Here is a 26,600-nt window from a genome sequence, read left to right on the forward strand (position 1 = left end):
GGGGCGTTCATTCCTCAGGCGCCTTGTCGGCAATGGCACTTGTTCAGTTTTGCGGTTGGACGGAGGAAAGGGCCAAGGCCTATTGGAATGATGCCCGAAACGGGGCCCCATGTTCGGGCGGGTGTGACCAGTGGATTGACTCGAAATTCTCCAACTTCAGTTTCGACCCCAGTTTGAAGATCTCCGCCGAACAACAGGCCGCGATTTGCCCCAAATGATATCGGGAGGACTATCTAAATGAGGTTCAATCTTCTGGGGTCATTGGCTTTAATTGCACCCACTGCCTTGTGGGCGAGCGACGATGTTCGCGGAGAAGCCACGACATTTGATAGTCCCAATGGTGTTACGGAACGCTGCATTCGGATCGGAAAAGTCCCAACGGGCGCGTATCAAAAACGCGATCTTGAGGAAGAGACAGCCTATTGCGAGATTGATTTCTATGCCCCCGAAATTGCCATTTGCCCCAAAACCTGGAGCACCAGCCCAGGAATGGCCGTCTACGACATTTCGGAAGGACCTTACGTGGGGAACCGCTCTGAGTTCGAGAGAAACGCTTGCAAAGAGGGCAAGTCGGCAAAAGAACTGGCCGAGGGCAGAGTGGCCAAATTCAAACCCACCATGAACCAGAAGGGTACAAGCGGAACGTTTTCAACCTCGTCGCTGCTTTATTACCATTTCTCCAGGTATTTCGACGCGACGGTGAAAATTCCGGTGGCGGTCTGGCGCAGCATGGACGCTCAGGCGCATCTTACCGAGGTTGCAGAGCCCGGCCTTGCGATTTCCGGTGGATCTCACGGCGGGCGCATGAACCATGAAGGCTGGCGGGTCTTCGTGGCAGCGGATGCCAACCCGAACTCATACCAACCGACGGATGATCTGTTCACCGCAGATCGAACGCAGATTTACGGTGTCCTGCTTGATAGCCCGGGTCATCGCTACGGCTCGGAAATCAACGGCACCCGTAAATCCGGTTGGGGCAAAGGCCAAAATCGCGATTTTCAGGAAACACCCGCTTTCCTGGCCTTGCGGTCGTCAAAACCCTTGCCCGAGGCCATTGCAGAGGGCGTCAGGGAAGGCCGAAAGGATCGGCAGATCAACAAGGACCTTGGGCCCGATGTCAGCGACCAGCAGATGGCATTCTGGATGCAGGAGCTTACCGAGATTGTTCTGCTCGACTTCATCTTCAGCCAGCAGGACCGTGTGGGAAACATTGATTTCACGCCCTACTGGTATTGGGTCGAGGACGGAAAACTCAAACACAAGAAAACGAAGCACCATCAGCCGAATGATGGAGACGTTCCCTCCGACGCAATATTGATCCGTCGCAGCAATCTGAACGACAACGATGCCGGAGGGCGCGTCGAATATGCCAACTTCGCGAAATCCACTCAGATGCTGGAGAAAATGCGGCATTTCTCTCCAAACACGTACCGGCGCCTGGTTGCGTTGAACAGTGACCTTCAAACGCAAGGTCCGGTTTACGGCTGGTTGTCACAAAGCTTTGGACTGTCGGACCGTCAGATTGCGCAGGTCGTCAAAAACACCGCGCTGGCAACATCCATCCTAAAAAGCAATTGCTCTAATGGCGATCTGGTGTTTGACTTGGACCCTGTTGCATTCTTTCTGAAAAAAGATACCGAGGCAGAGAGCTTGGACTGCAATGATCCGTAAGCGTTCGATCACCGTTGCGGCGTTCATTTGGACCGCCGTTCTGGCCAGCAAAGCGGCCGCTTTGGATGTGATCGTCATATCGGATCTGAACGGCAGCTATGGCTCGGTCAAATATGATGCCCGCATCGAAAAGGCGATCAAGCGGATAATCGAGATTGATCCCGATCTGGTGATTTCGACCGGCGATATGGTCGCTGGACAACGCGTCCCCAACCTTTCAGACAATCAGGTCAGAGAGATGTGGAAAGCGTTTCACAAGGCGGTGTCAGACCCGCTGGAGGCTGCCGGAATTCCATTTGCGGTCACGCCTGGAAACCACGATGCCTCGGCCTATCGCGGGTTTGAGCGCGAGAGAAAAATATATGCCGAGGAATGGGACCCCAGAAAGCCAGACGTCAACTTCCTGATGTCGGATGATTATCCGTTCTTCTACGCGTTTGAAATGCAGGGTGTAACCTTTGCGTCTTTGGATGCCACGACCCTTGGACCACTATCCGGGGATCAGCAGGACGAACTTGAGCAACTTGGGGCAAATGGAGACCCGATTGTCACTTTCAGCCACCTCCCGCTGTGGCCTTTCGCGATCCAGCGCGAACGCGAAATCATAGGCGACCCGACGCTTGAAAAAATCTATCTGCAAAGCGGTGTCGTTCTGCATCTGTCTGGCCACCATCATGCTTTTTACCCAGGCTGGAAAGATGGCGTGGCCTATGTTTCGCAAGCTTGCTTGGGCGGTGGCCCGCGGCGGCTAATCGGTGATCGCGCCAGATCACCTCACAGTTTCACACATGTCACCTTCCAGCCGAACGGAGAGTTTGGGATAGCAGTATATCGAGGGCCGGATTTCGAAAGGTCGGTCGACTTCAAGTCGCTCCCGACAGAGATCAGATCCCCGAATGCGGTGTTGAAACGTATAGACCTTGTGAAATGACTAGAGGCTGAGTTTCAACTCAACTTTTTCGGGGACCAAATCGTTTATCATCTCTTCGATGCGGGCCTCGGAAAGCCCACCCGAGGTAATGAAAAGCAACGAAATTCGGGATTTTCCGGGAACATGGTGTTTTCTGATCAGCTTCCAGCCGGCATCTGCGGCCATGGCTTCAATGGCGCTGCTGACGTTCAATGAGTGCTCTTCGTCCGAAGCCTTAAGCGATATTTCAACGCCCTTGTTTCGCCCTCCGAGCCAAATGAAACACCAACAGACAACCGCCACCAATGTGGCCATCAGCGGCAGGCCCAACCCGACCGCAAGCCCAAGAACGGTTACGACGATCAATTCGACAGTGTCTATCGGATCATCCAAATTGGAGCGAAATCTGAGCAACGCGCCGATGCCGAAGATAACGAACCCGATCATGGACCCGTGCTGGACGACCAGGAATCCCACCGCCATGCCGATCAGCGCATAGAGGAAGAAGAGCCTGGGCATGACGATGTCGCCGACACTTCTACGGGCTTTACGCCGCACCGGATGAAAGACGATCAAGCCGGCCAGAATGATCGTGACCAGCACATCAAGAGAAAAGAAATACAGTTCCTGTTTGCCGCGAAACTGGATCCATCTGCGTTCGATCAGAATTTCCGATTCCGATGCCCCGGCAAGCATCGTTGCCGGGTCGATTTGCGACATCGCCGTAGCGGGCAACAGCAGCATCAACAACACAGTCACAAACGGGAAAATCGTATTCAATTCATCGTCCTTCCTGCTTGTGCCCAGACAGTACACGTCATCACGCGCAAATCGCGCCCCTTACAAGTCAATCCCAACAAGGAGGATCAGGTAAAGAGTTCAAAGCGCATTCTCCCGACATCGCAGACAAGTTGTGATACGAATGCGATAAAGGGGTGTGTCACACACACGAGAAAATCGAAGGGCAGAAAGCACGTGTTTCCGTCAAAGCCTGAAATTTCACGGCGCTTCTGCAAATTTGGAAGATCCGCTCTTGCGGCCAGCTTCCTAGCGGCAGCGTTTTTGCCTTGGTCTGGCTCTGCCTATGCAAAAAGTGCTGATCTGGTTCTGGTCGATAGATTCAAGGTGGCGGATAAATCAAAAGGATTTTCAGAACCTTCCGGTTTGTCGCTGTCCAACGCTGAAGGCTTCCTGTGGTCTGTAAGCGACGCTGAGCCCAAACTGCACCTCCTTGGAATCGACGGAGTATTGGGAAACTCCTTCCAGTTGCCGTCTTTGGCCGGATCAGATTTGGAGGGCGTCGCGTCGCGAAGAGATGGGTCGGTTTTGCTCCTTCAGGAAACCGATCGATCGATATTGGTCGTTCACCCAACCGACCCTATCCAACTGACAAGGGTCCCACTTGCGTCCCTCAAGGGGTATCCGGCCGCTGCCGAACTGCTTGTCGGCAATCCGCTGAACAAGGGGCCTGAGGGCATCACCGTCGACCCGGACACTGGGCGAGTATTCGTTGTCATTGAAGGACAACCGCGTCTGTTGCTGGTCGTGTCACCGGACCTGACTGAAATTCAGGAAGTCATCCCTTTGGATCGTGGATCTGGTTTTGTCTCGGATCGCGTGAATGACGATGAACTGGATGTAAGCGGTTTGGCTTGGTCCATGTCAGGTGTGCTGTGGATTCTCAGCGACAAAGGACGCCAGATCTTTTTGTACGACCCGGAGACGAGAACAGCAGATGCGATCGAACTGACGTATATGAAGAATGGAGACCGAAAGGTCGTGAAGCAACCCGAAGGGATCGCCTTGGATGAGGCCAAAGGGCTTCTCTACATCCTCACGGACGATGCCGAGAAATCGCGCCTGTACGTTTTCAATATCCCTGAGTTTTGATCGCTACTGTACGGAACTCACCCCGAAGGGATGACTTAGCCAAGCAAGCCCGCATCGGGTCCAACTTCCTTGATCCGCGCCACTCAGAACCGCTCATTCAGGTCCGCTCCCAGGCCACGTTTTTTGGCCGTAGGAGCGCCCTGAGTAAAAAAATGCCGTCAGTTAGGCCGGTTCAGCAGTCTTGCGAAGCGATGTAGGTGCGCTCATAACGCTGCATTCCTATCATTGATTTTATTCAGAAAATCTAAGTGTCTTCGCCCATAATTTTGCACAGCAATTGCGCATAAGTTTGCACGATTTGCCCATAAGTTTGCGCGCCACAGAGAACCCATCGAACAAACCAGCTCCTATGGCTTATCTGCAATTCTCAAATGCAACTTATTCCCAATCGCCAGCAGACGAGCGCCACGTATTAGCGTCCGCATCCCAAACACTGGCGGTGACGCAAGGCGTTGGGTTTATTCCGTCGCAATTGGATCCATGAATATCCGCAACAACAACGCGTTGACGCCCAAAATCAACAACCGTCCAGCCCTGGTTGAGCAAGGATTGAACCTCCTCTTCAATCAAGAAGTGCGACATGCATCCGCCAGTTCCGCAGTAAAGAGATGCGGCGCTCGAACACGCAAAACCAGACTCATTCAAAACCCAGTCGCGTTGTAGATCTCCGTCGAGATCGACCCTTTCAACCGCGCCCCAATCTAAGTCAAACTGACCGTTGTTGAACTCCGCGCATGCCTGCGCCGCCAGATCAACCTTTGCTCGCAAACCGGTTGGAAGTTGCGAAACGTCAGCCGCGACAGCTGGTGAGTTCCATACTAGACCAGAGACCAGCACAAACCTGGAAACTGGACCTTTCAATTGACGCACTACTTGGGAAGGTGTTTGGAAGGCAGCATCAATTGCACTGATCATATCTGTAGTCCCCGTATTCCAGCCAGTTTACCGAGCCTTCGCTAAAAATCAGAAACTCGGACCTGTCTTCCCCAAGTAGGGCTACGACAAATCCGGCCGGCGGCTCAGAGTTTCCGAAGTAACTGTAGGCCGTCATTGCTCTGATTGAATCACCGTTGACTGTTACTCGCGCGTCCCAGTCTCCCTCAGGGTTGTCCAAAATCACGGGTTCGATCACGCGTTTTATCGCTCCGCCACCACAATAGACGATGCCTTCGGGGGGTTCGTAGGAGGCCCCCTGGCTAGGACCTGAATCGCAGGCGGAACGAAGGGACCGAATTGCCGCGCTGGAGCCTTTTAAGTCAAAGATTCCGTAGCTGACATCTTGATCAATCATCGACAAATTAACCGATGCATTGGCCGCAAGCTGGTCCAGCACAAAACCATAGTCTTGCTGACTATTGAAACTGACCTCGACAGGAAAATTGTCGACGATCTGCAAAGCCGCGTTTTCTGCGCCAACTTGAAATGCCCCAACTTCGGTGGTGCCGTTCTTCAAAAATCGAATGGAAAGCCCCTGCTTCTCCACAATGTCCTGGCTGTCCTCATATCCAGCCGGTGCAAAGCGGATACGGTTACACTGAAGTTCCAGCGTCATGTTTCCAGATTGAATAAATGCATTGGGATTGGGCCCGGAACTAAACGACCACTCCGCTGATGCTGTAGTCGCCATAACCACCATCAGCGTCCCAGTGGAAATCGTTTTGAAACTCATTTTTTCTCTCCATGGAGTTACGGTTCGCGCTGTCGTTCAGCAGAGATTCCAGCCAATTGCCCGGGCAGCCAGGTCAAGAAACAGGTTCGCCGTATTCGTTTGCGCCTTCTTGGGAAGGTCGCGTAAGCCACCAGATCATCAGGATGGACAGAACCAATTGAAGAATTGAGACAACAACGATACCGGTCACACCCAGGACGGCCGCAGGTCCTCGCAATGCATCGGGATTTTCGGTCCCTTGCTCCAATACCGAAAAAAACGCTACCCCACCCAACATAACAAAAAGCGTTGTAATGCTGAGCGCCATCGGTAGCAGCAAATACCAGCCAGGTCGTCCTGTATCGTGCAGCCTCCGCCAACCGGCGGCCAGCATAGGTATGAGAACAGTCAGTTGGAAAACAGAGGACAGGACCCGAGATCCTTGCCCTGTTTCAGGGTCAGTCCCGAATAAGATGGTGTCCAGCACAGCTAAAGCAGCACTCACGAGAACTACAAACAAGACGAACCACCAGTATTCTGAGCGTTTCGCCCGCCCGGAAAACTGGAAGTATTTCGAGAAACACGTTTTTACGGCTTCACCAAATCCCATATTTCACTCCATTCTTTCTTTGCGGCCTCAAATCGCTTCGCCGTTCAGGGGAACACACTCGCCCCTAAGGATGCTCCCTCTTACCTTTTTGTTTGAGCGCAGAGGCCTATCGTACGAGAGCGTAGAGAAATTTACGCGCGGAAAAAATATTGATTTATTAGAAATTAGATTCAAACATGCGAATTCGACACAACTTTATTTTACCTCCGTTGTTGTCGTTGCTGCTCGCTGTGCCGAGCCCTTCCGACTGCTGGAGTGAGTGCTGGCGGTCGGAAGGCACTTTACAATGATTGAGCGCTGGGAGGACGCGATGCTCAGACTAAACGTACTCGCCCTCTGTCCAGAGTTTGCTCTAGCATTTGCCAGTGACGTCATTCGGCCTTCACACGTTATTGTCGGCCCCGATAGTCAACGAAATATCTTCCCGCCGACCAAGCCCCCCGCGGCAAGTTTTGGGAATGGTAGTCACAGGATCAAGGTATGTTCAATTGGCTGCACAGACGCGGGAGCTTCAAACAAGCGCATCCAATTTCACTAATTTCAAGGGAACCAGAGGGAGAAGAAAATGTCTAACAAGATGGTGATGATTGCAGGCGCGACATGTTTCGCACTGCTTGCGGCCTGCGACGATACGAGTACATCCAGTGCGTCCGCCGAACTCACGCCGGCTCAGCAGGCGTGTTTGCGAGATGTAGCCAGCACAACGAACAATTCACAAGTCGTGGTGCTCTCATCCGCGTTTAGCGAGGCGGGAACACAGGTCACAGTCGGCGTTGGCGAGGATCGTGCTCCTTGGAATTGCATTGCTTACAGTGATGGCGCGACAGCTGGTATCGAGTTCCTGGGCGACGAAGGCGCATTGTGACCTGTCTGCTGCGTAGCTGAAAACGGCTGCGCAGCACTGGCTTGATCAGCTGAGGCTCGACTTGGTTTGTAGAACCACCATCATCGTATTCGCGGTCATGTACCTATTGGCGTTGGTTGCATTCTTGACGGGCACATTTGGCTGGTTGGGACAGGAACGAGACCCTTTGTCCGGAGTGTTCCTGCTGCCGTTGGGACTACCTTGGATACTTGTGGCGGACTTATTTTCGGATTCCGCCAAGCCGTGGTTCGCGGCGATTGCTCCGGCGCTCAACCTGTTAGCGCTGGTTTTGATTTGCAGATGGGCACGCAGATTGCGCCAGTAGTGGTGGCTGAACTCTTTCTCACCAAAAGGGAGGAAAACATGGGAAAAGTAATCTTGGGAATTGTGATCGGGCTCGTCCTCGGCGTGGTTGGGGCGATGACCTTGGGTGGCGGGGCCGCGGTGGGTGTCGGCGTTGCGACAGGCTTGTCCGCCGGTGTCTGCACCACATTGAAAGGAGCACAAGCTGAGAACCTTATCACCGCCGAGCAAGCGGATCAGATCCTCAACCGCGTAAATTCCGAAATGGCGTCACTGCAAGGAATTGAAACGACGGACGAGATCGTCGGCAGCGCGCAGGCATGCGATGAATTTCTGTCAAAGTTACGAGACGCGAAGTGAGGTTCCGCTTTGTACGGAACAAAACTCTAAGGATCAGCCAGCAAGGGACCATCTGATGAAATTCGCTGTACTCAAATTCCTCGCACCGATGTTCGCAATCGCAGGCACGGCTTCTTTTGCAATGTCTGAAGCAGACGACGCGTGTATCGATCATTTGCGACAGGTTGGAGGACCAGACGGTCAATCAGGTACGATTGAAAGCTCAGAGTTCTCAGAAGCGGGCACGCTCGTCATGCTACGAGACGCAGGCGGAACACTTTGGCGCTGCATCGCGTACAAGGATGGTAGCATCGGCGAGATGTCGGTTGTCGAAGCGATGGATGATGGCGGTGGAGCCATGGCAGGCGCCGCCGGGTCTACTGGTAGCCAACGTGTCAAATTCGATGCTGGTTCCACCGGCGCCGAACTCGTTGGTGAACTCGCGCCCGGAGCGTCACAGCAATATGTTCTCGGGGCAAAAAACGAACAGTTTCTTTACGTCCGCGTTGCTCCGCGAAATGGCTCCTTAGACTACGTTATTCGTAACCCCGATGGTTCTGAACTGTTGGGATTAATGTCGGCGGACAAGGAGTATCGAGGGCAGCTTTGGCAATCTGGTGATCATGTTGTGGAGGTTATCAATCGCAGCAACTCTTCCGTCGGCTACAACGTAATTTTCGGAATTGAATAGGTGATCGACCAGAAGCCCTTGAACACGTTCCCAAAACAGCCAGGAAAAACACATGAGAACCAATGTCCTAATGGTGATCGGCGCGGTATGTATTTCTGCACTTGCAGCATGCGAAGAGAGTGGCGGATCGGTGGATGCAAGTGCACCAACTGTGGGCAGCTCTAGCGATCTTTCGCCATTTGAAGGGGCAAGAGCGGGCCAAGCTGAAATGGGCATCCAAAGTCTCGGATTTGAACTCATCCGAAGCGAAGGGCTGACCTCGTACTGGTTTAACAAGGATACAGGTGCATGTGCTCAGATCACGACGTCTGAGGGAAGGTACTCAGATGTAGCTATGCTGCCATCAGGTGACTGCTGACAAATTTCCATCAATCCCAAATCCAAGAGAAGGAGCCCAAACTTGCAATTCGACCTGGCACACGCGGCGGTCATCGTTGTCGCCTTAATCATCACTAACCTGGCATTGAAATCGGCTGGCGTGATCAACGAAGAAAACAAGCACCAATGGAACTGGAAAGTTGTTCTAGCCTACTTCGTAGTCGTCGTTATCATCAATCTCGTGTGGCCCATCTAAAGTTTCACAGCGGAAAGCTATTTGCCCACTTGATATGGTTGTCATGAACTAGCCTTTCCGAGAGACTATCAGGTCGCAAGAGTTTGAGCATTAAAGGTTCAAGAATAGAAAGGATTTGGCATGCGGTTTTTGGCGTCCCTCATATTCATTGGTGTTCTCGCAACCGCTGCGAATTCTGACGTAACCAGTCGAAATGGCGGTCCAAGCAACAGTCAAATGCTCTCAAAAGGTAGCGACGGAGGCGTTGACGGCGTTGCTTTCTTTCGCCCAGTCTTAAGCGGAGTATTGTATCGCTCTGGTTTCAAAGGTGGCGATAAGGATCGAACGGGCCTGAGTGAAGGTCAACGCGAAACTCTGTGCGGTGAAGGGTTTTCAACCGGGTTTTATGCCGACTTTGGCAAAAACACTGAATACGGTCGCACCAGTTGTGGAAACGGATCCTTTGACTATCAGAGCGCCAGATCCTCCCGTCCCAGTGCCGTCATGGCGTCCATACATGAGGTGATTGAAAACCCTAGAAAGGGTCCTGTTCTGGTGCACTGCATGTGGGGCGTTCATTCCTCGGGAGCATTGTCGGCAATGGCGCTCGTTCAGTTTTGCGGTTGGACGGAAGAAAGGGCCAAGGATTATTGGAATGATGCCCGTAACGGTGCCCCATGTTCAGGCGGGTGTGACCAGTGGATTGACTCAAAGTTCTCCAAATTCAGTGTCGACCCCAATTTGACGATCTCTACCGAACAACAGGCAGCGATTTGCCCCAAATGATATCGGGAGGAGTATCCAAATGAGGTTCAATCTTCTGGGGTCACTGGCTTTCATTGCACCCACTGCCTTGTGGGCGAGCGACGATGTCCTCGGTGAAGCCACGACATTTGAGAGTCCCAACGGCGTTACGGAACGCTGCATTCGGATCGAAAAAGTTCCAACGGGCGCGTATCAAAAAAGCGATCTCGAGGAAGAGACGGCCTATTGCGAGATCGATTTCTATGCCTCCGAAATTGCTATTTGCCCAAAAACCTGGAGCACCAGCCCAGGTATGGCCGTCTACGATATTTCGGAAGGGCCCTACGCGGGGAACCGTTCTGAATTCGAGAGAAACGCTTGCAAAGAGGGGAAGGCGGCGAAAGATCTGGCCAAGGACAGGGTGGCCAAATTCAAATCCACCATGAACCAAAAGGGCACCAGCGGAACCTTTTCCACCTCGTCGCTGCTTTACTATCATTTCTCCAGATATTTCGACACGACTGTAAAAGTTCCAGTCGCTGTTTGGCGCAGCATGGACGCCCAGGCGCATTTTTCCGAGGTTGCCGAACCTGGCCTTGCGATTTCTGGTGGCTCTCATGGCGGGCGCATGAACCATGAAGGCTGGCGGGTCTTCGCAGCTGCGGATTCCGACCCAAATTCATACCAACCCACCGATGATCTGTTCACCTCGGATCGAACGCAAATTTACGGTGTACTGCTTGACAGTCCCGGGCATCGATACGGCTCGGAAATCAACGGCACCCGCAAATCTGGTTGGGGGAAAGGTCAGAACCGCGATTTTCAGGAAACCCCCGCTTTCTTGGCTTTGCGATCTTCAAAACCCTTGCTAGAGGCCATTGCAGAGGGCGTGAAAGAAGGCCGAAAAGACCGGATGATCAACAAGGATCTCGGTTCCGATGTCAGTGACCAACAGATGGCATTTTGGATGCAAGAACTGACCGAGATTGTTCTCCTCGACTTTATCTTTAGCCAGCAGGACCGCGTAGGAAACATAGACTTCACACCCTATTGGTATTGGGTCGAAGACGGAAAGCTGAAGCACAAGAAAGCCAAACACCATGAGCCAAACGATGGAGATATTCCCGCCGACGCATTATTGATCCGTCGCAGCAATCTAAACGACAACGATGCTGGTGGGCGGGTCGAGTATGCCAACTTCGCGAAATCCACTCAAATGCTGGAGAAAATGCGGCACTTCTCTCCAAGCACGTACCGGCGCTTGGTCGCTTTGAATAATGATCTTCAATCTCAAGGTCCCGTCTACGGCTGGTTGTCGCGAAGCCTTGGGTTGTCAGATAGGCAGATTGCACAGGTTGTAAAAAACACCGAGTTGGCAACGTCCATTCTCCAGGACAATTGTTCTAATGGTGATTTGATGTTCGACTTGGATCCTGTCGCATTCTTTTTGAGAAACAACACCGAGGTAGAGACAGTGGATTGTAATGACCCGTAGGCTTTCTACGCTTTTTGCGGCGTTCATTTGGACCGCTCTAATCGCCTGCAAAGCGGCGGCATTGGACGTCATCGTCATATCGGACCTGAACGGCAGTTACGGTTCGGTAAAGTATGCGCCTCGGGTCGATACGGCGATTGAACGGATAATCGAGATTGATCCCGATTTGGTGATTTCGACGGGCGATATGGTCGCGGGACAGCGCATTCCCAACTTGTCAGACAAACAAGTCAGGGAGATGTGGAATGCCTTTCACGAAGCCGTATCAGATCCTTTAGAGGCCGCCGGAATTCCATTTGCGGTCACGCCTGGGAACCACGATGCCTCTGCTTACCGAGGGTTCGAGCGTGAAAGAAAAATATATGCAGAGCAATGGACACCGAGAAAGCCAGACGTCGATTTCCTGATTTCGGATGACTACCCGTTCTTCTACGCATTTGAGATGCAGGGTGTAACATTTGCGTCTTTGGATGCAACAACCCTAGGGCCGCTATCCGGCGACCAGCAGGACCGGCTAAAGGAACTGGGTTCAGATGGAGACCCGATTGTCACTTTCAGTCACCTCCCACTTTGGCCTTTCGCGATCCAGCGCGAACGCGAAATCATCGGTGACCCGACACTTGAGAAAATCTATCTGGAAAGCGGTGTTGTTCTGCATCTGTCAGGCCACCATCATGCCTTCTATCCGGGTTGGAAAGGCGGTGTGGCTTATGTTTCACAGGCTTGTTTGGGCGGTGGCCCGCGGCGGCTTATTGGCGATAGCGCCAGATCACCTCACAGCTTCACGCATGTTACGTTCCAGCCAAACGGAGAATTTGGGATAGCAGTATATCGAGGGCCTGATTTCGAAAGGTCGGTTAACTTCAAGTCGCTCCCAAAAGAGATCAGATCCCCGAATGCGGTATTGAAACGCTTGGACCTTGTGAAATGACTAGAAGTTGAGTTTCAACTCAACTTTTTCAGGGACCAGATCGTTTATCATCTCTTCGATCCGAGCTTCCGACAATCCACCCGAAGTGATGAAAAGCAATGAAACACGAGATTTGCCCGGAACGTGGTGTTTTCTGACCAGCTTCCAGCCAGCGTCTGCGGCCATGGCTTCAATGGCTCCGCTGACTTTTAATGAGTGCTCTTCGTCTGAGGCCTTGAGGGAAATTTCAACACCCTTGTTGCGTCCACCAAGCCAAATGAAACACCAACAAACAACCGCCACCAGCGTGGCCATCAAGGGCAAGCCCAGCCCTACCGCCAGCCCAAGCACGGTGACTATGATCATTTCCACCGTGTCGACCGGGTCATCCATATTTGACCGGAACCGCAGCAGAGCTCCTATTCCAAATATCACGAACCCGATCATCGATCCGTGCTGTACGACCAGAAACCCAACCGCCATGCCAACAAGCGCGTATAGGAAGAACAGTCGCGGCATGACGATATCACTGACACTTCTGCGGGCTCTCCGCCTCACGGGGTGATAGACGATTAGTCCAGTCAGTATGACAGTTACGATGACGTCGAGAGTGAAGAAATACAGTTCCTGTTTGCCCCGAAACTGTAACCAACGTCGTTCGATAAGTATTTCCGACTCCGTAGTACCGGCCAACATGGTCGCGGGGTCGATTTGTGTTACCGCAGCGCCTGGCAACAGCACCATCAATAGCGCGGCCATGAGTGGGAAAGTCTTGTTCAACTTAACTTCCTTCCTGCTTGCTCTGGCAGATTGCGTTCCGCCAAAGGCACATCTTGTCCAATTCAATCGCAACAGGCGGGATCAGGTAAAGAGATTACAGTGCATTCTTCGGACATCGTATCCGGACTGTGATACGAACGCTGATACAGGGATGTGGTCCAAGCGCGAGAGAATCCAATGACAGAAAACAGAGTGTTTTCGTCAAAAGCTGAAATTTCACGGTGTTTCTGCAAACTTAGACGACTCGCTTTTACGGCCAGCTTGGTTGCGGCAGCCTTCTTGCCTTGGACCGATTTTGCCTACGCCGAAAGTGCTGGTTTGGTTCTGGTCGATAAATTCAAGGTGGCAGACAAATCAGAGGGATTTTCAGAGCCTTCCGGCTTGGCAATGTCTAACGCTGAAGGCTTTTTGTGGTCTGTAAGTGATGCCGAACCTAAACTGCACCTACTCGGAGTCGACGGGGTATTAGGAAACTCTTTCAAGTTGCCAGCATTGGCAGGATCAGATTTGGAGGGTGTTGCACCTCGAAAGGATGGGTCTGTTTTGGTGCTTCAAGAAACTGACCGATCAATCCTAGTCGTTCACCCAACTGACCCCATTCAACTGACGACAATACCTCTCGCATCTCTTAAAGGTTACCCGACCGCCGCTGCATTACTCGTCGGCAACCCATTGAACAAGGGACCCGAAGGCATCGCCGTTGACCCGGAATCCGGGCGGGTCTTCGTTGGCATTGAGGGACAACCAAGGTTGTTAATGGTGTTATCGCCAGAGCTAGACGAAATTATTGAGATCATTCCTTTAGCCCGCGATGCAGGTTTTATCTCCGAGCGTGTAGATGATGATGAACTGGATTTGAGTGGCCTGGCATGGTCCCGGTCCTCGCGTTCTCTTTGGATTGTGAGTGACAAAAGCCGTCAGATCTTCGTCTACAATCCAGTGTCCAAGTCCGTAAAGTCTATCAGTTTGACGTTCACAGAAGATGGAAAACAAAAAGAAGTTAAACATCCCGAAGGGATCGCCCTCGATGAGACCAGAGGGCTTCTCTATATCCTGACAGACGATGCCAAGAAATCGCGGCTTTATGTTTTTAATATCCCCAAATTTTGATCGCTAGAGAATGAAGCTCACATCGCCACAATAGCTGACGCAAGTTGTTGCAGCTAGCTTACCACTCCTCTTCGTTGGTCCACCCTAATCAGAACCGAACACTTAAGTTGGCACCCAGGCCATGTTCTTGGCCATTGGAGCGAACTGAATAGCCATATCCTGCCGTTAGTCTCGCCAGATCAGAAATCTGATAGCCCAGTCCAAGCCCAAGAACGAAACCATTGGCGCCTCGGTTTTGTCCGACTTGCGTGAATGTCCCAAATATCGGGCTCGTGACAGTGATTTCGTGTTCACTGTCCTTGTTGGCAAAAAAATCATACTCGTAACGAGCAAAGGCGATTGGGGTTAGCACACCATTCTCTGTCAAGAAATCCCGCTGGTAGTCAATTCCAATAGAAGCGACCAGCGATTCTGCGTTCGCTTTTTCAATCGAGTAATTAAAATCACCACCGCCCGTCTCTGTGCCTGAACCTTGTTGGATACGCCCGTAGTTCAATCCGAAAACCGTAGAAACCCTTGCATCGCTGTCCAGGTTAAACAGCTTTCGTGCCTGGATACCGGCATGGATGCCCTCTTGGTCCAAATCAGACTTTGCCTCGCCTCCCGTAAAGCCATCAACAGAAGGGTTATTTCGCTTGGCGTCGGTTTCACCGAACATGTAACCGACCAGCCCGGAGAACTCCCAAGTTCCGGTTGTTGTGCGCCCATAGACGCCCACATGATAGCTGTCGGTCGAAAAGTCCTGATCGACTTGATCGTGTTCATCCATGGAGGATGTCCCAAAACCTGCGTACACGCCGACCACACCTCTATCGGTGCTTGCGACATCCGCTCCGACCAAAATCGTGCCCAGCGAATAGTCGAATGTCCCAAGGCCATTGCTTCCATCAACGTCCCCGCTCACATAGGCCGTGTCGATCCACCAGCGCCGATCAGAGCAGTCTATTGCGCCGCTCGGGCTCTGGGCCGAGTCGATGTCGCCTTCTGCAACGGGTTGATCCGCATTGCTGAAGCCAACCGCTTGATACTTGCGGCAGTCAGCATGGCTCAGCACAGTGTTGGTTATCAGGTCAAGTTGCTCAAGCCCAACGGTCAAATTGGAGGAATAGGGTTCTGCGTGCACACGATTAAACCCAGCCAAACCTGAATTGGTAAGCGTGTTAACGGTATTACCCAAGGTTGAGCCATTGGTCAGATTAGTTCCAGGTGACGTGTTTGTGGTGTTGGCCACCGCACCAGCAAGGTTGCTTGCATTGGGAGATCCAACAACTGATGGGTGTTGTGGTAAACTCGAGACGGGGAGGGTCGAAAACGTTATGTCGATTCTACCGTCCGCGGTTGGCGTGTTTGAGATACTCAGACTGGATAGGGCGGGCAGAGATCCTCCGGCAACAAGAGTTGGGGAGTTTCCATCGAAACGCGAGGCTTGAAAAACCGTGTAGTCGTTGCCAGCAGCATAGTCCTGCGCAGTCAGGCCGAGACGAGCGGCTTCGACTTGTATAGTGGCGCGGTTAATCCCTGTAACGGGCCCGCTGGATGACACCAAATCGGCTTTCTGACCGGCCGTCGGATCGACTTCACTTAAGATCCTTGACCCAGTTTCAAATGCGATACCGCCACTATTGTTAAGCGTACCAATTGAAAAGCCCGGCGAAAGCACCCCTCCGTTCTTAACTGTGAAGTTGAATGCGTTCACGGTTCCCGTTCCGGCCAGCGTGCCAAAATTCTCAAAGTTTACGGTGTTCAAACTGCTTGCCGCACCAAGCCGAACAGTCGTGCCTGCCGCAATCGCCATGTCACTGGTTGAAGAAATCGAACTATTCGTCAGTGTGAAATCAGAAGCCTCGGCAACCCGGGTCTGGATATAGTACGCCCCGAAAACCACTTCGGTAGCCCCCATAACGGTCAGGTTGTCGTAGGTTAACGGTCGGTCTGACTGGAAGTAAACTTCAGTGGGGTCGATATTCGCGCCGTTGAACGGAACGAACGTCATTGATCTGCCGGAACCAATCGAAGTTCCAATGAGGTTCACTCTGAGCTTCCCGTTGATGTTTGTTGCCAATGCTTCCCGGGATACAAAGTCTCCGCTGCCTGCGGCGACATCAACATTCAGAAGAGTTAAAACTGAAGCATTGCTTGGAACGGTATTTTGGCCAGGAACATACAACTCAATTTCACCTGAGGACGTGATAGAGGAGTTACCAATTGTAAGTCCTGTTATGGGTCCGTTTGGGATCGGCAGACACGTGCGTTCCGTCGTTGAGATTGTTTGATTAACGCGAGTGCTTTCAGATCCAGAAGCATACTCTATTCGAGGAGACCCCAATTCTACGCAGGCCTGTGAGCTTTGGGCTTGTGCTTTGGTTGGCGACATCAAATAAGCCAAAATTACGAATGCGATATTCGCCAGAGTGATGAGCTGAGCAATTCGACTTAGTGGGAACGGCCTATTGTTTGTCACCAACTTTCTCCTCTCGCAGTACAAGCGAAGCTACCTTAACTTAGGACTTGAAAAACAAAGTTTATCTTTTTGGATTTTTTGTTGTGGCATATGAGCAAACTCACAACACGGGAAGGTCTGCCCAATGCAGACCTGCTCGTGCAATTACTGCGAGGCAAGACAAGCCGGGTTTTGCATTCCGACCATACGCACCTTTGCGTAGAAGCCGTCGCAAAAGGTCAAGCCTTGAAACGATTTTCCCGAGCTTGACGGGCGCTGAACAGCGCCATTGAGTATAGGCATGGATCATTGGATTTCGGAGTCGATAGCTAAGATCAATGCAGATGCTCACCGCTCCGCCGATACGCACCTTTTCAAGCTAGTAGGCCAAAACTTCTGGACCGAGATTGATCTTATCGAGGGCGCGTCCCTTATTCAGAAACTCGACGAAACCAATTTGAATTTTGAGTTTCAGAGTTTGCCAATTTTCGACAAGATCTGAAAGCTGGTTGACTGAAACCAAGAGAATGAAACAATAAACTGAGCAATGACACGGAGTACGAAGATACTGTTGGCGCTCACCGTATTGACGGTCGGGTTATGCATGTTCCTAGCGGGACGTGCGGTCGAACGTTACCAATATGAGGAGGCCTGCCTAGACTTGGGCGGAGGTCGCCATCCTGGAGATTACCCGATTTGCGTTTTGGAACAGCGTTCTAACTGACGGACACGTCTCAGTCACGCGGTGATTGGAACAACGAAACTACGAGCACAACGACGCCAATTGCTGCGAGAATGAAAGTCAGCGGCAAAAAGAAGCTTTCTTGCAGAACGCCGTTTGGGTCGACACCGCCATAAAACAGGTGCTCTGAAAGCCCACTTAGTGCTGCAAGGAAAAGGATGACGATACCAAAAAGGCGAAGTTTGGTCATGTCAGGTCTCCAACGGAATGGGCCAATAGTTAGCATCGTTTTTCATACCTGTGAATTGAGGAGCCTAGTTCTTCAATACCTTGATTGCATCGCAATCCAGCCGTAGGCGCGTATAATGCGAATATGACAAGAGATATTGAAGCTAACGCTAAGACAATCGCTGATGCCCTGACCTCTGCCCGGCAGATACCTAAACTGTCTTCAGAGGCAGGACAGCTATCGCTGGATGACGCATATTCGATTGCTAGTCGTGTCCGCGAGATTTTGGGCAAAGAAAGAGTTGGCAGAAAAGTCGGCTTCACGAACCGCACGATTTGGCCTGTTTATGGTGTGGATCAACCCATTTGGGGAGAGGTTCACTCAGATGGGCTGTTTTCGACTGATCAGCCGGTAAACTTGGCAAGGTATTCAGAACCGAGAATCGAGCCAGAAATCGTACTTGGCCTCGGCGATGCGCCGACGGCTGAAATGAACAATGAGCAGTTGGCAGGTTGCGTGGAATGGGTGGCCCCGGGATTTGAAATTGTTCAATCGATTTATCCCAACTGGAAATTCTCGGTCGAAGACTCAATCGCAGCACAAGGATTGCACGGCTGCCTTGTTCTTGGCGACAAAATCGCGGCTACGCATGATGTCTTGACCGGCTTAGCCGAAGTGCCACTAGCATTGTTCAAGGGCGCCGAGGCCATCGAGTCCGGCAAAGGTGAAAACGCGCTTGGAGGCCCAATTGAAGTCCTGGCTCATCTTGTGTCTCTACTCTCACAAGCCGACCAGCTTCAGGCAGGCGAGCTGGTTACAACCGGTACTTTGACAGACGCATGGCCAGTGTCTCCGGGTGAAGAATGGTCAGCTGGTTTTGGTGGCGTGATGGACACCGAGCTATCAGTACGATTTACATGAGGCCTTGGTAGAGTGGTGACGCCGACTGCACCAAAGAAAAGTTGCTCTCAATAGCTGACCATGATGGTCTTCCACTGGTTCCATCAATTCTGGGAAGCAAATTACACGATGCTATCCAAATCAGATTACATGATGTTTCTCAGGCACCCTGCCTGGCTATGGATCAAAAAACACGCCAGGCATCTGTTGCCGCCAATTGACCCCTCATTGCAAGCACGCTTTGACGAGGGGCACGCGTTTGAGCCTTATGCAGAGGAGCTTTTTGGTGATCTCGTTCGCCTCGGTTTTTCAGATTTTTCTGAATACCAAGCTCTGCCTGCACGCACTCTGGATGCTTGGAGAGATGGTGCGAACGCCGTGGCTCAGGGACGCTATGAAGATGGAACCATAACTTGCATCTCCGACATCGTGAGCCGCAGCGGCGATGGGTACGTTCTGACAGAGATCAAGAGCGGGACTTCTGCAAAGCCCGAACACACTTTTGATCTCGCATTCCAGCGTGTCGTGCTTGAGGCAGCGGGGTTCCCCATTGCGCGCTGCGAAGTGGCACATGTGAACCGTGATTACGTCAGAAACGGCGAAATCAATCCGCAAGAGCTTGTCAGCATCACTGACATCACGGATGCGGTGACTGAGCAGCTCGAAAAAACACGCACGCGTATCGATCAGGCATTGAGCGTCGTTGCCAGCGGTACGATGCCTGACCCGTCCCCCGAACGTGCGCGCCTTAAATCCTACGGTGAATGGCTGGAAATTCGCGAAAAACTCGACCCACCTCTCGCGCAGGACAGTATCCACCGCCTTCCGTTCATGAATTCGGAAAAAGCCTCCGAACTCATCGCAAATGGGATCACAAAGATTGACGAGATCAGCGATCCATTTGTGTTGGGCAAGTCGACGCAACGCTACTTGAGAGCCACGGCGAATGGTGGGCGCACAATCGATCATCAGGAGTTGAGCAGGTTTCTGAGCGAGATTGTCTATCCGGTTTATTATTTTGACTACGAGACGTCTCAGAGTTTGCTGCCACCCTGGGACGGAACGCGTCCCTATCAGCAAGTGGCTTTCCAGTATTCCTTGCATGTCCAGCATGAGCCTGGCGGAGAAATTGAGCACAGGGAGTATCTCCACCGAGACGCCAGTAACCCGATGCCAGCCTTGCTGAAAAGGCTTCGTGAGGACATAGGAGACGTTGGCTCTTTAGTGGTTTGGTATGCGCCGTTCGAGAAATCGCGCAATACGGAAATGGCGGAAACTTATCCAGAGCATGCAGAGTTCCTGGAAGGCCTAAATGCACGCGTTGTAGATCTGATGAAGCCGTTTGCGGATGAAGTGATCAACGATCCTGCGTTCAAAGGAAGCGCCTCTATCAAGGCCGTTCTTCCAGCGTTTTTGCCAGAACTTTCATACGATGATCTGGACATCAAAGAGGGGGCGAGCGCGTCTCGCCTTTGGAAGGACGTAACACTGACCGAACCGGATGATCCAGCGCGCGAGAAGGTCTATTCTGATCTTGTGGCGTATTGCACGCGCGACACTTGGGCAATGGTCGCAATTCATCAGGAATTGCTGGCGATGTGAGCTGTGGCGCGAACCTCAAAACAACTGGCGGTGCTGCTCCCCTACGAGACTAGGCGATTTGCCGGAGTTACGGCGCCCCCAAGACTTAGTCTTGCCAATCCAGCCGATACAAAACGTGGTGACCGCGTAGACCTTTCAGGAGTCTGGGTTCTATTTCAGAAAAAGAGAAATCGGTTCGTCCTCCGACCATAGCGCGAGTCGCATCTGAAACGAGTATCTCGCCTGCCGCACCAACGGTCGTTATGCGTGATGCTTTGTTGACCACCGTACCGAAAAAATCTCCACGAGATTGCACGACATCACCAGTGTGAATTCCAATCCGAACATCGAAAGATGGCTCCGCGGATACCGATGCAATGGCCTTCTGAATCTTGATAGCGGCCGTCAGTGCTTCTTTCGCGGACGGAAAGACGGACAACGTTCCGTCTCCGAGGGATTTCACGAACTGGCCATGATGCTTTTCAATGATCGCCGCCAAGACTTGGAAGTGGTTTTCGATCAGCACCGACCAACGCTGATCGCCCAACGCCTCCGCCAACGTTGTACTGCCTTCTACATCAGTGAAAAGTACCGAAGCCAAACCTTCGGTTTGGACCAGCTCGGGTCCATCTTCACGCGCAGCATCAACCAATTTTTGGATGGCTAGCTGTTCCTTACCCACGAGTTCAATATTTGGAGTGGGCACTGAAGCGTGGCGATTGATGATCTTCCAGGCCGCTCCCTCCAGGACAAAAATCAGGACGGTGCGGTAAAATACGGCTTCATCAAAGCCGACAAACTGAATCTTATGGACGAAGGATGACCATCCCGTGTCTCCGTTTTCGAAGGCCTCAGCTTCAACTTCTTCGAAAACGACGGGAGCAGGGATCTCCGCGAAAAAGCCGCTAACCCCATCGCGAACTGCTTGCCCACTCCAAAACTCTCCTTCGCCTGTCCCAACAAACCGTAGTTCATCTACCTTCGACAGAAAATCCTGCAACTCGTCAGTATTCTTTTTGGTTCTGAGTATTTCATACCAACGCCTCGAAACTGCCAGCAGTTCAGGTGAGGAACGTATCATCACAAATGACTCGAGACGCTAAATGGAATGAGACTTACAAGGTCTTGCAACCGGGATCTCCATTTTCGAAAGATGCAGGTCAATGCCGCCGCTGAGGTTTGGTCAGATCAAGACTTTTGTATTTCTCCAGAACGGAGCGCATTAGACGCAGATAAAAAGACGCGCGTCGGTTCAGAGCGAACTATCGACGGAGTTTCTGAGTTCGATTCCGGATCACAGGGTATCGAATCGCTTCGCTGTCTGAGAGCTACTCGATGCTGTACTGACCCGCAAAATAACATGCATCAGTGTATCGGGCACACGCTAAGCTAGAAGGTTCCCAGAACTACGCGGTGAATTTCTAAGTACAGCACGCTCCGTCTTGACATGGTTATACGAACTGGTTCAGCTTGCGGACATGACGTTCACACGCATCCACTGCCATCGAATATCGGCCTGAGGTCGATAACCCACGCAAAATCCGTGGGAGGCAGCATTGGTATGCGGGCGAGGCTTATATCCTTGTAATTGCTCCAGATTAGAGTGCACGAGTCGGTTCGATTCCGACGCCTCCTACCATTCTCAGGAGGTGTCCAACATGGCGGACGACGTCACGAACGCAATTGATTTCAACGACATCAAGCAATCGGTCGAGGAGAACCTCGGAAGCACACCCGAAGGCTGGTCCGGCTTGGTCACGGTGCTCTTCACAGAGGTTAAGGAATACTGCGATCTGAAGGGTGCCACCTACCCCTTTGTCCTTCAGATCAAAGAGAAAATCGGCGAGCTCCGCATCTACCACCGGTGTGATGATCGACAAATTCAGTCGATGATCGCTGCGACGATTGCGCGTGCAAATCACAGCTGTGAACGATGCGGGAATAGTGCCGAGACCCAACTTCTGGACGGCTGGTACAAGACACTTTGTTGCTGGTGCGCGCATGATATCGCGAGCAAGCGCCACCCTAAAAGGAAGAGGCTTTTTGGCGTTCGAAAAAAGCCTGCTCGAGATCGAATGACCTGCTCAGTTTGTGGCTATTTCGGTCAGATCGACCGAACGGATGACCGTAATCGGTGCCCTGCGTGCGTGAAGAAGGAATGGTGATGACCGCCGAACAACAAGTGACCTTCAATAAGATTATGGAAGACTACGATGATGAGAACTACGCCCGGAAGCTCATGAATACGGGCTCACTGGCCACCGGTCATGTCCCGCTGATTGCCCTTTGCCAGATCTCGAGAGGGGTCTTCCATCTCAACAAGACCAAGTTCTGGAGAATGTGACTGATGGATGATGTCGAAAAGAGTTGGAAGGAATTCCGGGAAAAGGTTCGAGGTGTGATCGAGGAGCATGGAGCTCCAGATGATCTCCGCTCATTTGACGCCTGGTACGCCGAAGAGATGCGTTTGGTGATGGCGCACAACTACCCAGCTCCGCACGTCTCTGACGTCACATGGTCGGCGGAGTGTCTGCATGTCGAGTGTGAAGACCGCGAAGTGGTCGACCGTATGATGAATGCTATGGCGGAGGTTTCACACGATCTCAAAGAGGCGCGGGCCCGGAGGTCAGTGATGGGCAGTGTTGTCGACTGGAATGATATTCATGGAAGCGTCTTCAAGCAGCTTGGTGAGTATCGTGCCGGGTGGGTGGAGCAGCTTAAGCTTGCACTTGAGAAAGTGAAGAGGTTGATCGACGAGCAGCCCGACCTGTTTGGTGATGAACACCCGTCCATCGTTCAGATCAAACAGAAATGGGGAGGCTTGCGCGTCTATGAGGGCCCGGGCTGCAACCAGGCTACGAGTGAAGAGATTCAATGGCGTGTCGATCAGATTGAGCAAACTTGTGAAGGTTGTTCTAATTCTGCCCAACGCCAGAACATCCTTGGGTATGTGACGACACTTTGCAGCTGGTGCTACAATGATGCTCTGCGGCGGCGATTTGAGGGCGCCGAAGAATCCTGGCCCGACAGCCTGAAGCTGGACATTGTGGAAAACTATCCAGACCTCGTTTCTCGGGATTGCACATATCTTGTTCCTGCTGTCGGAAAGGGCTGGCTCGTCTTGATTTCGCAAGCACTCCACAAGCTTTCCTTCAGTCAGGACTTCAGGGCACTGGACCCTGGAACTATTCAGATTTCGGACATTAAGAAAGGCCAGGATGGCAAGATTTGCATCGGTTTCAGTCGATACCACGATCTCATTCAGGAGTACGCTGACTGGATGGAATTTCGATGCGGTGTGACGTGTGAAGAGTGTGGCCACGTTGGTGACATCGTTCGGACAGCCGACAGGTCTCAAGTGCTCTGTTCTCACTGTTACTGTACTCGGGAGAAGTCTGATGGGTGATGACGACGACGTTGAGCTGGATGAACAAACCTTGCGTTTGCTTAGGCTTCGGGAGGCTGAAATTGCGGCCGGTCGAGCAAAACTTACCAAGCCGATTACCTCGGATGAGATCCGGTCGCGAAAGGTGCCTGATCCGGAGGGTAAGCCAGATGAGTGACGAGACTTCAGAAGAGGAAATCCCAATTTTCGTAATCTGCGAGACTTTGGTGAACGGCAAACTTCGAGAGATTGAAGGAAAAGAAATCACTGTAAAACCAAACAAGATCTTAGTCTTGGCGATCAGTGTCGAGGATGTTGAGCGATGACAGATGATTTTTCAGAAGACGAGATCTTCGGGCGCCCGTTACAGGATGTTCCTCTGGATGACTTGATCGCAGAGTTGCAAGCTCGTCGCAAAGAGGGTCCGGAGGTCTGGCTTGCATTGCGCAAAATGATTTTCGAGCAAATCGCCGATTTTGCACAGCGTCCGGCCGATGCGCCCAAATGGCGGGATGAATGGGTCAAAGAGAACACCTGGGATCTAGTGACTGACGACGATGATGTCGAGATCACTGATGGTAGCGGCAACGTGTTCGACGACCTCGGGATCGAAGACCCAAGGAAGAAGACTTAGTGATGGGGGCGGAGCATATCAGCTTGATCTTATCCGCCGTGATCATTGTCGCGTTGACGATCTACGTCAGACACATCGTCCACACTGCTGGAAAAGATCGCGAAGTCGATCCAAAGCGAGTTCAAAGGATAATGCGAGATCTAGACTACAGCCACCTGGACCGAGTGATGAACCGGCGAAGGAAGAGGTAGCGGGATGTTGAAGGTGGTTGTCTATGTTGGTGATCAAGAGGTCGCCCGAGCTGTGGCTGAGAACGCTTCAGATCTGGCTGACGTGTCTAATTACGATATCCGCATGAATGAGAGGGCATCTGAACAGCTCGGTGTTGAAGAACGAGGCCTTGGCGGCAGAATCGAAGACCACCCACGAAATCAAACTGTTTGGTCGCTTGTTCGCAAGATCGCAGACCTTTGGCTTGCAGGGACTGGTGCTGGTGAAGAAAGCGCTCAGGCAAAGCTGCTGCCGTTGATCCGTGAGTCCATTCGCGAACCAGACGAGAGGATCGAAAAGGCATCGAACCAGAGCGAAGACTGGAATGCTGTGATCAAGCAGATTTCTGATGACGAGCCGTATTCCCTGGGCTTCTACGCTGACAAATTTGAGTCGTGGACAGCGGACGAGATTGAAGCTCTTCGATGTGATGTGGTTGAGACAGCCACACAGGAAGAACTAATGGCCGAGGTCGAACGCCGGCGAAGAGCTGGTCTACTGCACAAGGAGGCCTCGAATGATGGCTTCTCAGATCTGGTTGATGATCTCTGGGGCAAACTCGATACATACCCAGACCGCTAGTACAGCTTACCTGCCGCTCTTAACCAATATTTGACATAAGAAGTCTATGGCGACTGTCGTCGTAGTAGTGCGTGCTTCTTCTAAGCTCCTCTCCTGCTAGGAACCAAAGCGCCCCAGATAAGCACTTCGCCAGCACTGCTCTGCGGAACTATGTACCACCAGTCTCTACTATGAGTATGGTTGACCGCAACCAGCCCAAAGCGGACCTTCGCAACCAAGCTTTGCAAATTCCGAAATGCCAACCGAACAGACCTTTGTCCGAGGCTACACCCGATACCAGTTTTCAACTTCTCGGGCGGCTGCTTCGACTGTAAAGGTAGTCTCTACCTCTGCGATTGCGTACTTTACTTCGTCTGAGCTAGCACTGAGTTCTAAGACGTTCGCATCCAGATCATGGGCTGATCCGGCATTTGAATAAATCGTATCGACCCCAATTCTAATGGCGTTTCGATGTTGCAGTAGGTGCTCAAAAAACCGCAAATAAATCATCTCCTCGTACGGAGAATGACTGTCCGCTTCAGAGATCAAACCCAATTCTGCGGCCTTGGTACACGTCAAACGCCAAGCCAGTTCCATTGTCGATGGAGGCGCATCTCTGGCCTCATCAGGGTGTTTTGGGTTCGCAAACGTAGACCTTCGGATGGCTTCGAGATTGGCGCGCAAACTCTTTGTAGGAACAGGATAGATGAAGGTGGTTGCCTCGGATGCTAAGGCTGGTTCAACCTGATCCGGCTGCGCCTGGATGAACTCGGAAAACCTGTTTCCGATGATAGGGACTTCACCGACAATCATGTCAGTGGGATCGGTAGTCTCTGTCAGCCATCGCGCTAGGGCTCTCCGGCCCCACAATCCGGCTGCCTTTCGGATCAACGGATGAGTTCCATCTGAAACATCTGGGTACTTTGCGAGTATGTCTTCGGTCTGAAACGCCGCGAGTCCTGTATCCCACCGCATGATATGTACGCGTCGTCCCAACGAGACCGAAATGGATATTTGCTGGCGCAACAGAAATGACTTTCCAGACGCTGGTAATCCAGTGAAGAAAACCATACGGCAACGACGTGCAGCGTCGGCGAGGTGTTTTCCAATCTCAGTGTCCGCAAAACTGTCGATAGAAATTGCGAATCTCCTAGTTCGGTGTCGGCAATAGGCTGGCGCGGCGAGCGTTCACCACCTCCAAGATTGTTGCCCAAGAAATCCGGCGATTTCACAGACGAATTGTCAACCTAAATTGCCCCAAAGTGAATTTTGCCTCTCAGTTATTCTCTTAACCACCTAATAACTCGCCGGTCTCAAAAATTGACCATTCCGCAGCACACGCTTCTTGACGAGCGTGCGTCCTTGACTCTTCACAGACTAGGAACGACAAGAGTGCATTGGTAAAAGATTACTCGCCGCCGCGATGCTGCCGGTTACGATAATCCAATGGCCTTCAGAC

The 26,600-nt window shown here is 52.0% G+C and carries 30 protein-coding genes and 1 tRNA gene; 22 read left to right on the plus strand and 9 right to left on the minus strand.

Annotated features, from left to right (window positions below; all coding sequences use genetic code 11):
• Positions 1–237: 237 nt before the first annotated feature.
• Together ACR0NB_RS14745 and ACR0NB_RS14750 are read left to right on the plus strand one after the other, a co-directional pair.
• On the plus strand, positions 238–1,671 hold the full coding sequence (locus ACR0NB_RS14745) for a hypothetical protein (RefSeq protein WP_480776084.1): 1,434 nt from the start codon (positions 238–240) through the stop codon (positions 1,669–1,671).
• 67 nt (positions 1,672–1,738) lie between these two features.
• Positions 1,739–2,602: a metallophosphoesterase family protein gene (locus tag ACR0NB_RS14750; protein ID WP_480776165.1), complete on the plus strand. Its 864-nt coding sequence runs from the start codon at positions 1,739–1,741 to the stop codon at positions 2,600–2,602.
• On the opposite strand, the gene ACR0NB_RS14755 is transcribed toward ACR0NB_RS14750, so the two are convergent.
• A complete protein-coding gene (locus ACR0NB_RS14755; RefSeq protein WP_480776085.1) occupies positions 2,603–3,361 on the minus strand; it encodes a DUF4956 domain-containing protein in 759 nt (252 codons plus the stop codon).
• A 195-nt stretch (positions 3,362–3,556) separates the two neighbouring features.
• Between ACR0NB_RS14755 and ACR0NB_RS14760 the strand changes: the two genes are divergently transcribed.
• Positions 3,557–4,471, plus strand: coding sequence for an SdiA-regulated domain-containing protein (locus tag ACR0NB_RS14760; protein WP_170601057.1), 915 nt, complete (start codon positions 3,557–3,559; stop codon positions 4,469–4,471).
• A 378-nt stretch (positions 4,472–4,849) separates the two neighbouring features.
• Here ACR0NB_RS14760 and ACR0NB_RS14765 read toward each other — a convergent pair whose 3' ends face one another.
• The 3 genes from ACR0NB_RS14765 to ACR0NB_RS14775 form a co-directional block, all read right to left on the minus strand.
• The gene (locus ACR0NB_RS14765) at positions 4,850–5,386 is read right to left on the minus strand and encodes a hypothetical protein (RefSeq protein WP_170617475.1); all 537 of its coding nucleotides are present in this window, start codon (positions 5,384–5,386) and stop codon (positions 4,850–4,852) included.
• Positions 5,370–6,140 (minus strand): hypothetical protein, encoded by a 771-nt coding sequence (locus tag ACR0NB_RS14770; RefSeq protein ID WP_170817441.1) that lies wholly within the window; start codon positions 6,138–6,140, stop codon positions 5,370–5,372. The genes ACR0NB_RS14765 and ACR0NB_RS14770 overlap by 17 nt, the downstream gene beginning before the upstream one ends.
• A gap of 73 nt (positions 6,141–6,213) precedes the next feature.
• Positions 6,214–6,729, minus strand: coding sequence for a DUF805 domain-containing protein (locus ACR0NB_RS14775; protein WP_171621540.1), 516 nt, complete (start codon positions 6,727–6,729; stop codon positions 6,214–6,216).
• Positions 6,730–7,294: 565 nt separating this feature from the next.
• On the opposite strand from ACR0NB_RS14775, the gene ACR0NB_RS14780 reads away from it, so the two are divergent.
• The 8 genes from ACR0NB_RS14780 (at position 7,295) to ACR0NB_RS14815 (ending at position 12,650) form a co-directional block, all read left to right on the plus strand.
• The gene (locus tag ACR0NB_RS14780; protein ID WP_170756245.1) at positions 7,295–7,594 is read left to right on the plus strand and encodes a hypothetical protein; all 300 of its coding nucleotides are present in this window, start codon (positions 7,295–7,297) and stop codon (positions 7,592–7,594) included.
• 300 nt (positions 7,595–7,894) lie between these two features.
• The gene (locus tag ACR0NB_RS14785) at positions 7,895–8,257 is read left to right on the plus strand and encodes a hypothetical protein (protein WP_170470484.1); all 363 of its coding nucleotides are present in this window, start codon (positions 7,895–7,897) and stop codon (positions 8,255–8,257) included.
• Between the two features lie 55 nt (positions 8,258–8,312).
• Positions 8,313–8,927 carry a hypothetical protein gene (locus tag ACR0NB_RS14790; RefSeq protein WP_170408626.1) on the plus strand — a complete coding sequence of 205 codons (615 nt, stop codon included), beginning with the start codon at positions 8,313–8,315 and terminating at the stop codon, positions 8,925–8,927.
• A 52-nt stretch (positions 8,928–8,979) separates the two neighbouring features.
• Entirely contained in the window at positions 8,980–9,285 is a 306-nt protein-coding gene (locus ACR0NB_RS14795; protein WP_170418736.1) for a hypothetical protein, read from the plus strand.
• A 42-nt stretch (positions 9,286–9,327) separates the two neighbouring features.
• A complete protein-coding gene (locus ACR0NB_RS14800; RefSeq protein ID WP_157054209.1) occupies positions 9,328–9,501 on the plus strand; it encodes a hypothetical protein in 174 nt (57 codons plus the stop codon).
• Between the two features lie 120 nt (positions 9,502–9,621).
• Entirely contained in the window at positions 9,622–10,266 is a 645-nt protein-coding gene (locus tag ACR0NB_RS14805) for a protein-tyrosine phosphatase family protein (RefSeq protein ID WP_480776086.1), read from the plus strand.
• A 19-nt stretch (positions 10,267–10,285) separates the two neighbouring features.
• Complete coding sequence (locus ACR0NB_RS14810; protein WP_480776087.1) at positions 10,286–11,719, plus strand: hypothetical protein; 1,434 nt, start codon at positions 10,286–10,288, stop codon at positions 11,717–11,719.
• The gene (locus ACR0NB_RS14815) at positions 11,709–12,650 is read left to right on the plus strand and encodes a metallophosphoesterase (protein WP_170619935.1); all 942 of its coding nucleotides are present in this window, start codon (positions 11,709–11,711) and stop codon (positions 12,648–12,650) included. The genes ACR0NB_RS14810 and ACR0NB_RS14815 overlap by 11 nt, the downstream gene beginning before the upstream one ends.
• Here the strand turns inward: ACR0NB_RS14815 and ACR0NB_RS14820 are convergent, their stop codons facing one another.
• Positions 12,651–13,409, minus strand: a complete 759-nt coding sequence (locus ACR0NB_RS14820) for a hypothetical protein (protein ID WP_170418903.1) — start codon at positions 13,407–13,409, stop codon at positions 12,651–12,653.
• Positions 13,410–13,586: 177 nt separating this feature from the next.
• On the opposite strand from ACR0NB_RS14820, the gene ACR0NB_RS14825 reads away from it, so the two are divergent.
• Entirely contained in the window at positions 13,587–14,519 is a 933-nt protein-coding gene (locus ACR0NB_RS14825) for an SdiA-regulated domain-containing protein (RefSeq protein ID WP_170619933.1), read from the plus strand.
• Between the two features lie 88 nt (positions 14,520–14,607).
• Here ACR0NB_RS14825 and ACR0NB_RS14830 read toward each other — a convergent pair whose 3' ends face one another.
• Both ACR0NB_RS14830 and ACR0NB_RS14835 read right to left on the minus strand, forming a co-directional pair.
• Positions 14,608–16,686 carry an autotransporter family protein gene (locus ACR0NB_RS14830; RefSeq protein ID WP_480553356.1) on the minus strand — a complete coding sequence of 693 codons (2,079 nt, stop codon included), beginning with the start codon at positions 16,684–16,686 and terminating at the stop codon, positions 14,608–14,610.
• Positions 16,687–17,693: 1,007 nt separating this feature from the next.
• Entirely contained in the window at positions 17,694–17,891 is a 198-nt protein-coding gene (locus tag ACR0NB_RS14835; RefSeq protein ID WP_170408632.1) for a DUF3955 domain-containing protein, read from the minus strand.
• Positions 17,892–18,014: 123 nt separating this feature from the next.
• Between ACR0NB_RS14835 and ACR0NB_RS14840 the strand changes: the two genes are divergently transcribed.
• Positions 18,015–18,791 carry a 2-keto-4-pentenoate hydratase gene (locus ACR0NB_RS14840; protein WP_480776088.1) on the plus strand — a complete coding sequence of 259 codons (777 nt, stop codon included), beginning with the start codon at positions 18,015–18,017 and terminating at the stop codon, positions 18,789–18,791.
• Between the two features lie 60 nt (positions 18,792–18,851).
• The gene (locus ACR0NB_RS14845) at positions 18,852–20,372 is read left to right on the plus strand and encodes a DUF2779 domain-containing protein (protein ID WP_170619612.1); all 1,521 of its coding nucleotides are present in this window, start codon (positions 18,852–18,854) and stop codon (positions 20,370–20,372) included.
• 85 nt (positions 20,373–20,457) lie between these two features.
• On the opposite strand, the gene ACR0NB_RS14850 is transcribed toward ACR0NB_RS14845, so the two are convergent.
• Positions 20,458–21,432 carry an adenylate/guanylate cyclase domain-containing protein gene (locus ACR0NB_RS14850; RefSeq protein ID WP_170619611.1) on the minus strand — a complete coding sequence of 325 codons (975 nt, stop codon included), beginning with the start codon at positions 21,430–21,432 and terminating at the stop codon, positions 20,458–20,460.
• Positions 21,433–21,896: 464 nt separating this feature from the next.
• On the opposite strand from ACR0NB_RS14850, the gene ACR0NB_RS14855 reads away from it, so the two are divergent.
• From ACR0NB_RS14855 to ACR0NB_RS14890, 8 genes are all read left to right on the plus strand, one after another.
• Positions 21,897–21,990, plus strand: a tRNA-OTHER gene (locus ACR0NB_RS14855).
• Positions 21,991–22,009: 19 nt separating this feature from the next.
• Entirely contained in the window at positions 22,010–22,516 is a 507-nt protein-coding gene (locus tag ACR0NB_RS14860) for a eukaryotic translation initiation factor 4 gamma (RefSeq protein ID WP_170619610.1), read from the plus strand.
• Positions 22,516–22,695 carry a hypothetical protein gene (locus tag ACR0NB_RS14865; protein WP_170408637.1) on the plus strand — a complete coding sequence of 60 codons (180 nt, stop codon included), beginning with the start codon at positions 22,516–22,518 and terminating at the stop codon, positions 22,693–22,695. The genes ACR0NB_RS14860 and ACR0NB_RS14865 overlap by 1 nt, the downstream gene beginning before the upstream one ends.
• A 3-nt stretch (positions 22,696–22,698) precedes the next feature.
• On the plus strand, positions 22,699–23,757 hold the full coding sequence (locus tag ACR0NB_RS14870) for a hypothetical protein (protein ID WP_480776089.1): 1,059 nt from the start codon (positions 22,699–22,701) through the stop codon (positions 23,755–23,757).
• Positions 23,750–23,914: a hypothetical protein gene (locus tag ACR0NB_RS14875; protein WP_170603674.1), complete on the plus strand. Its 165-nt coding sequence runs from the start codon at positions 23,750–23,752 to the stop codon at positions 23,912–23,914. The genes ACR0NB_RS14870 and ACR0NB_RS14875 overlap by 8 nt, the downstream gene beginning before the upstream one ends.
• Positions 23,907–24,062 carry a hypothetical protein gene (locus tag ACR0NB_RS14880; protein ID WP_170603676.1) on the plus strand — a complete coding sequence of 52 codons (156 nt, stop codon included), beginning with the start codon at positions 23,907–23,909 and terminating at the stop codon, positions 24,060–24,062. Before ACR0NB_RS14875 ends, ACR0NB_RS14880 begins: the two co-directional genes overlap by 8 nt.
• Positions 24,059–24,370: a hypothetical protein gene (locus ACR0NB_RS14885; protein ID WP_170603678.1), complete on the plus strand. Its 312-nt coding sequence runs from the start codon at positions 24,059–24,061 to the stop codon at positions 24,368–24,370. The genes ACR0NB_RS14880 and ACR0NB_RS14885 overlap by 4 nt, the downstream gene beginning before the upstream one ends.
• Positions 24,371–24,565: 195 nt before the next feature.
• On the plus strand, positions 24,566–25,162 hold the full coding sequence (locus ACR0NB_RS14890; RefSeq protein WP_170603680.1) for a hypothetical protein: 597 nt from the start codon (positions 24,566–24,568) through the stop codon (positions 25,160–25,162).
• Between the two features lie 264 nt (positions 25,163–25,426).
• On the opposite strand, the gene ACR0NB_RS14895 is transcribed toward ACR0NB_RS14890, so the two are convergent.
• Positions 25,427–25,954: a hypothetical protein gene (locus tag ACR0NB_RS14895; protein WP_170380624.1), complete on the minus strand. Its 528-nt coding sequence runs from the start codon at positions 25,952–25,954 to the stop codon at positions 25,427–25,429.
• Positions 25,955–26,600 lie beyond the last annotated feature (646 nt).

Source organism: Ruegeria sp. CG3 (assembly GCF_056537205.1).

Bases quoted from the DNA above. Each gene is read 5' to 3' on its own strand.
- ACR0NB_RS14885 (WP_170603678.1), top strand. From the start codon at position 24,059: ATGACAGATGATTTTTCAGAAGACGAGATCTTCGGGCGCCCGTTACAG.
- ACR0NB_RS14860 (WP_170619610.1), top strand. From the start codon at position 22,010: ATGGCGGACGACGTCACGAACGCAATTGATTTCAACGACATCAAGCAA.
- ACR0NB_RS14865 (WP_170408637.1), top strand. From the start codon at position 22,516: ATGACCGCCGAACAACAAGTGACCTTCAATAAGATTATGGAAGACTAC.
- ACR0NB_RS14775 (WP_171621540.1), bottom strand. From the start codon at position 6,729: ATGGGATTTGGTGAAGCCGTAAAAACGTGTTTCTCGAAATACTTCCAG.
- ACR0NB_RS14745 (WP_480776084.1), top strand. From the start codon at position 238: ATGAGGTTCAATCTTCTGGGGTCATTGGCTTTAATTGCACCCACTGCC.
- ACR0NB_RS14805 (WP_480776086.1), top strand. From the start codon at position 9,622: ATGCGGTTTTTGGCGTCCCTCATATTCATTGGTGTTCTCGCAACCGCT.
- ACR0NB_RS14770 (WP_170817441.1), bottom strand. From the start codon at position 6,140: ATGAGTTTCAAAACGATTTCCACTGGGACGCTGATGGTGGTTATGGCG.
- ACR0NB_RS14850 (WP_170619611.1), bottom strand. From the start codon at position 21,432: ATGATACGTTCCTCACCTGAACTGCTGGCAGTTTCGAGGCGTTGGTAT.
- ACR0NB_RS14890 (WP_170603680.1), top strand. From the start codon at position 24,566: ATGTTGAAGGTGGTTGTCTATGTTGGTGATCAAGAGGTCGCCCGAGCT.
- ACR0NB_RS14815 (WP_170619935.1), top strand. From the start codon at position 11,709: ATGACCCGTAGGCTTTCTACGCTTTTTGCGGCGTTCATTTGGACCGCT.
- ACR0NB_RS14785 (WP_170470484.1), top strand. From the start codon at position 7,895: ATGGGCACGCAGATTGCGCCAGTAGTGGTGGCTGAACTCTTTCTCACC.
- ACR0NB_RS14790 (WP_170408626.1), top strand. From the start codon at position 8,313: ATGAAATTCGCTGTACTCAAATTCCTCGCACCGATGTTCGCAATCGCA.
- ACR0NB_RS14845 (WP_170619612.1), top strand. From the start codon at position 18,852: ATGATGGTCTTCCACTGGTTCCATCAATTCTGGGAAGCAAATTACACG.
- ACR0NB_RS14765 (WP_170617475.1), bottom strand. From the start codon at position 5,386: ATGATCAGTGCAATTGATGCTGCCTTCCAAACACCTTCCCAAGTAGTG.
- ACR0NB_RS14780 (WP_170756245.1), top strand. From the start codon at position 7,295: ATGTCTAACAAGATGGTGATGATTGCAGGCGCGACATGTTTCGCACTG.
- ACR0NB_RS14825 (WP_170619933.1), top strand. From the start codon at position 13,587: ATGACAGAAAACAGAGTGTTTTCGTCAAAAGCTGAAATTTCACGGTGT.
- ACR0NB_RS14835 (WP_170408632.1), bottom strand. From the start codon at position 17,891: ATGACCAAACTTCGCCTTTTTGGTATCGTCATCCTTTTCCTTGCAGCA.
- ACR0NB_RS14810 (WP_480776087.1), top strand. From the start codon at position 10,286: ATGAGGTTCAATCTTCTGGGGTCACTGGCTTTCATTGCACCCACTGCC.
- ACR0NB_RS14880 (WP_170603676.1), top strand. From the start codon at position 23,907: ATGAGTGACGAGACTTCAGAAGAGGAAATCCCAATTTTCGTAATCTGC.
- ACR0NB_RS14875 (WP_170603674.1), top strand. From the start codon at position 23,750: ATGGGTGATGACGACGACGTTGAGCTGGATGAACAAACCTTGCGTTTG.
- ACR0NB_RS14795 (WP_170418736.1), top strand. From the start codon at position 8,980: ATGAGAACCAATGTCCTAATGGTGATCGGCGCGGTATGTATTTCTGCA.
- ACR0NB_RS14870 (WP_480776089.1), top strand. From the start codon at position 22,699: ATGGATGATGTCGAAAAGAGTTGGAAGGAATTCCGGGAAAAGGTTCGA.
- ACR0NB_RS14840 (WP_480776088.1), top strand. From the start codon at position 18,015: ATGACAAGAGATATTGAAGCTAACGCTAAGACAATCGCTGATGCCCTG.
- ACR0NB_RS14895 (WP_170380624.1), bottom strand. From the start codon at position 25,954: ATGATTGTCGGTGAAGTCCCTATCATCGGAAACAGGTTTTCCGAGTTC.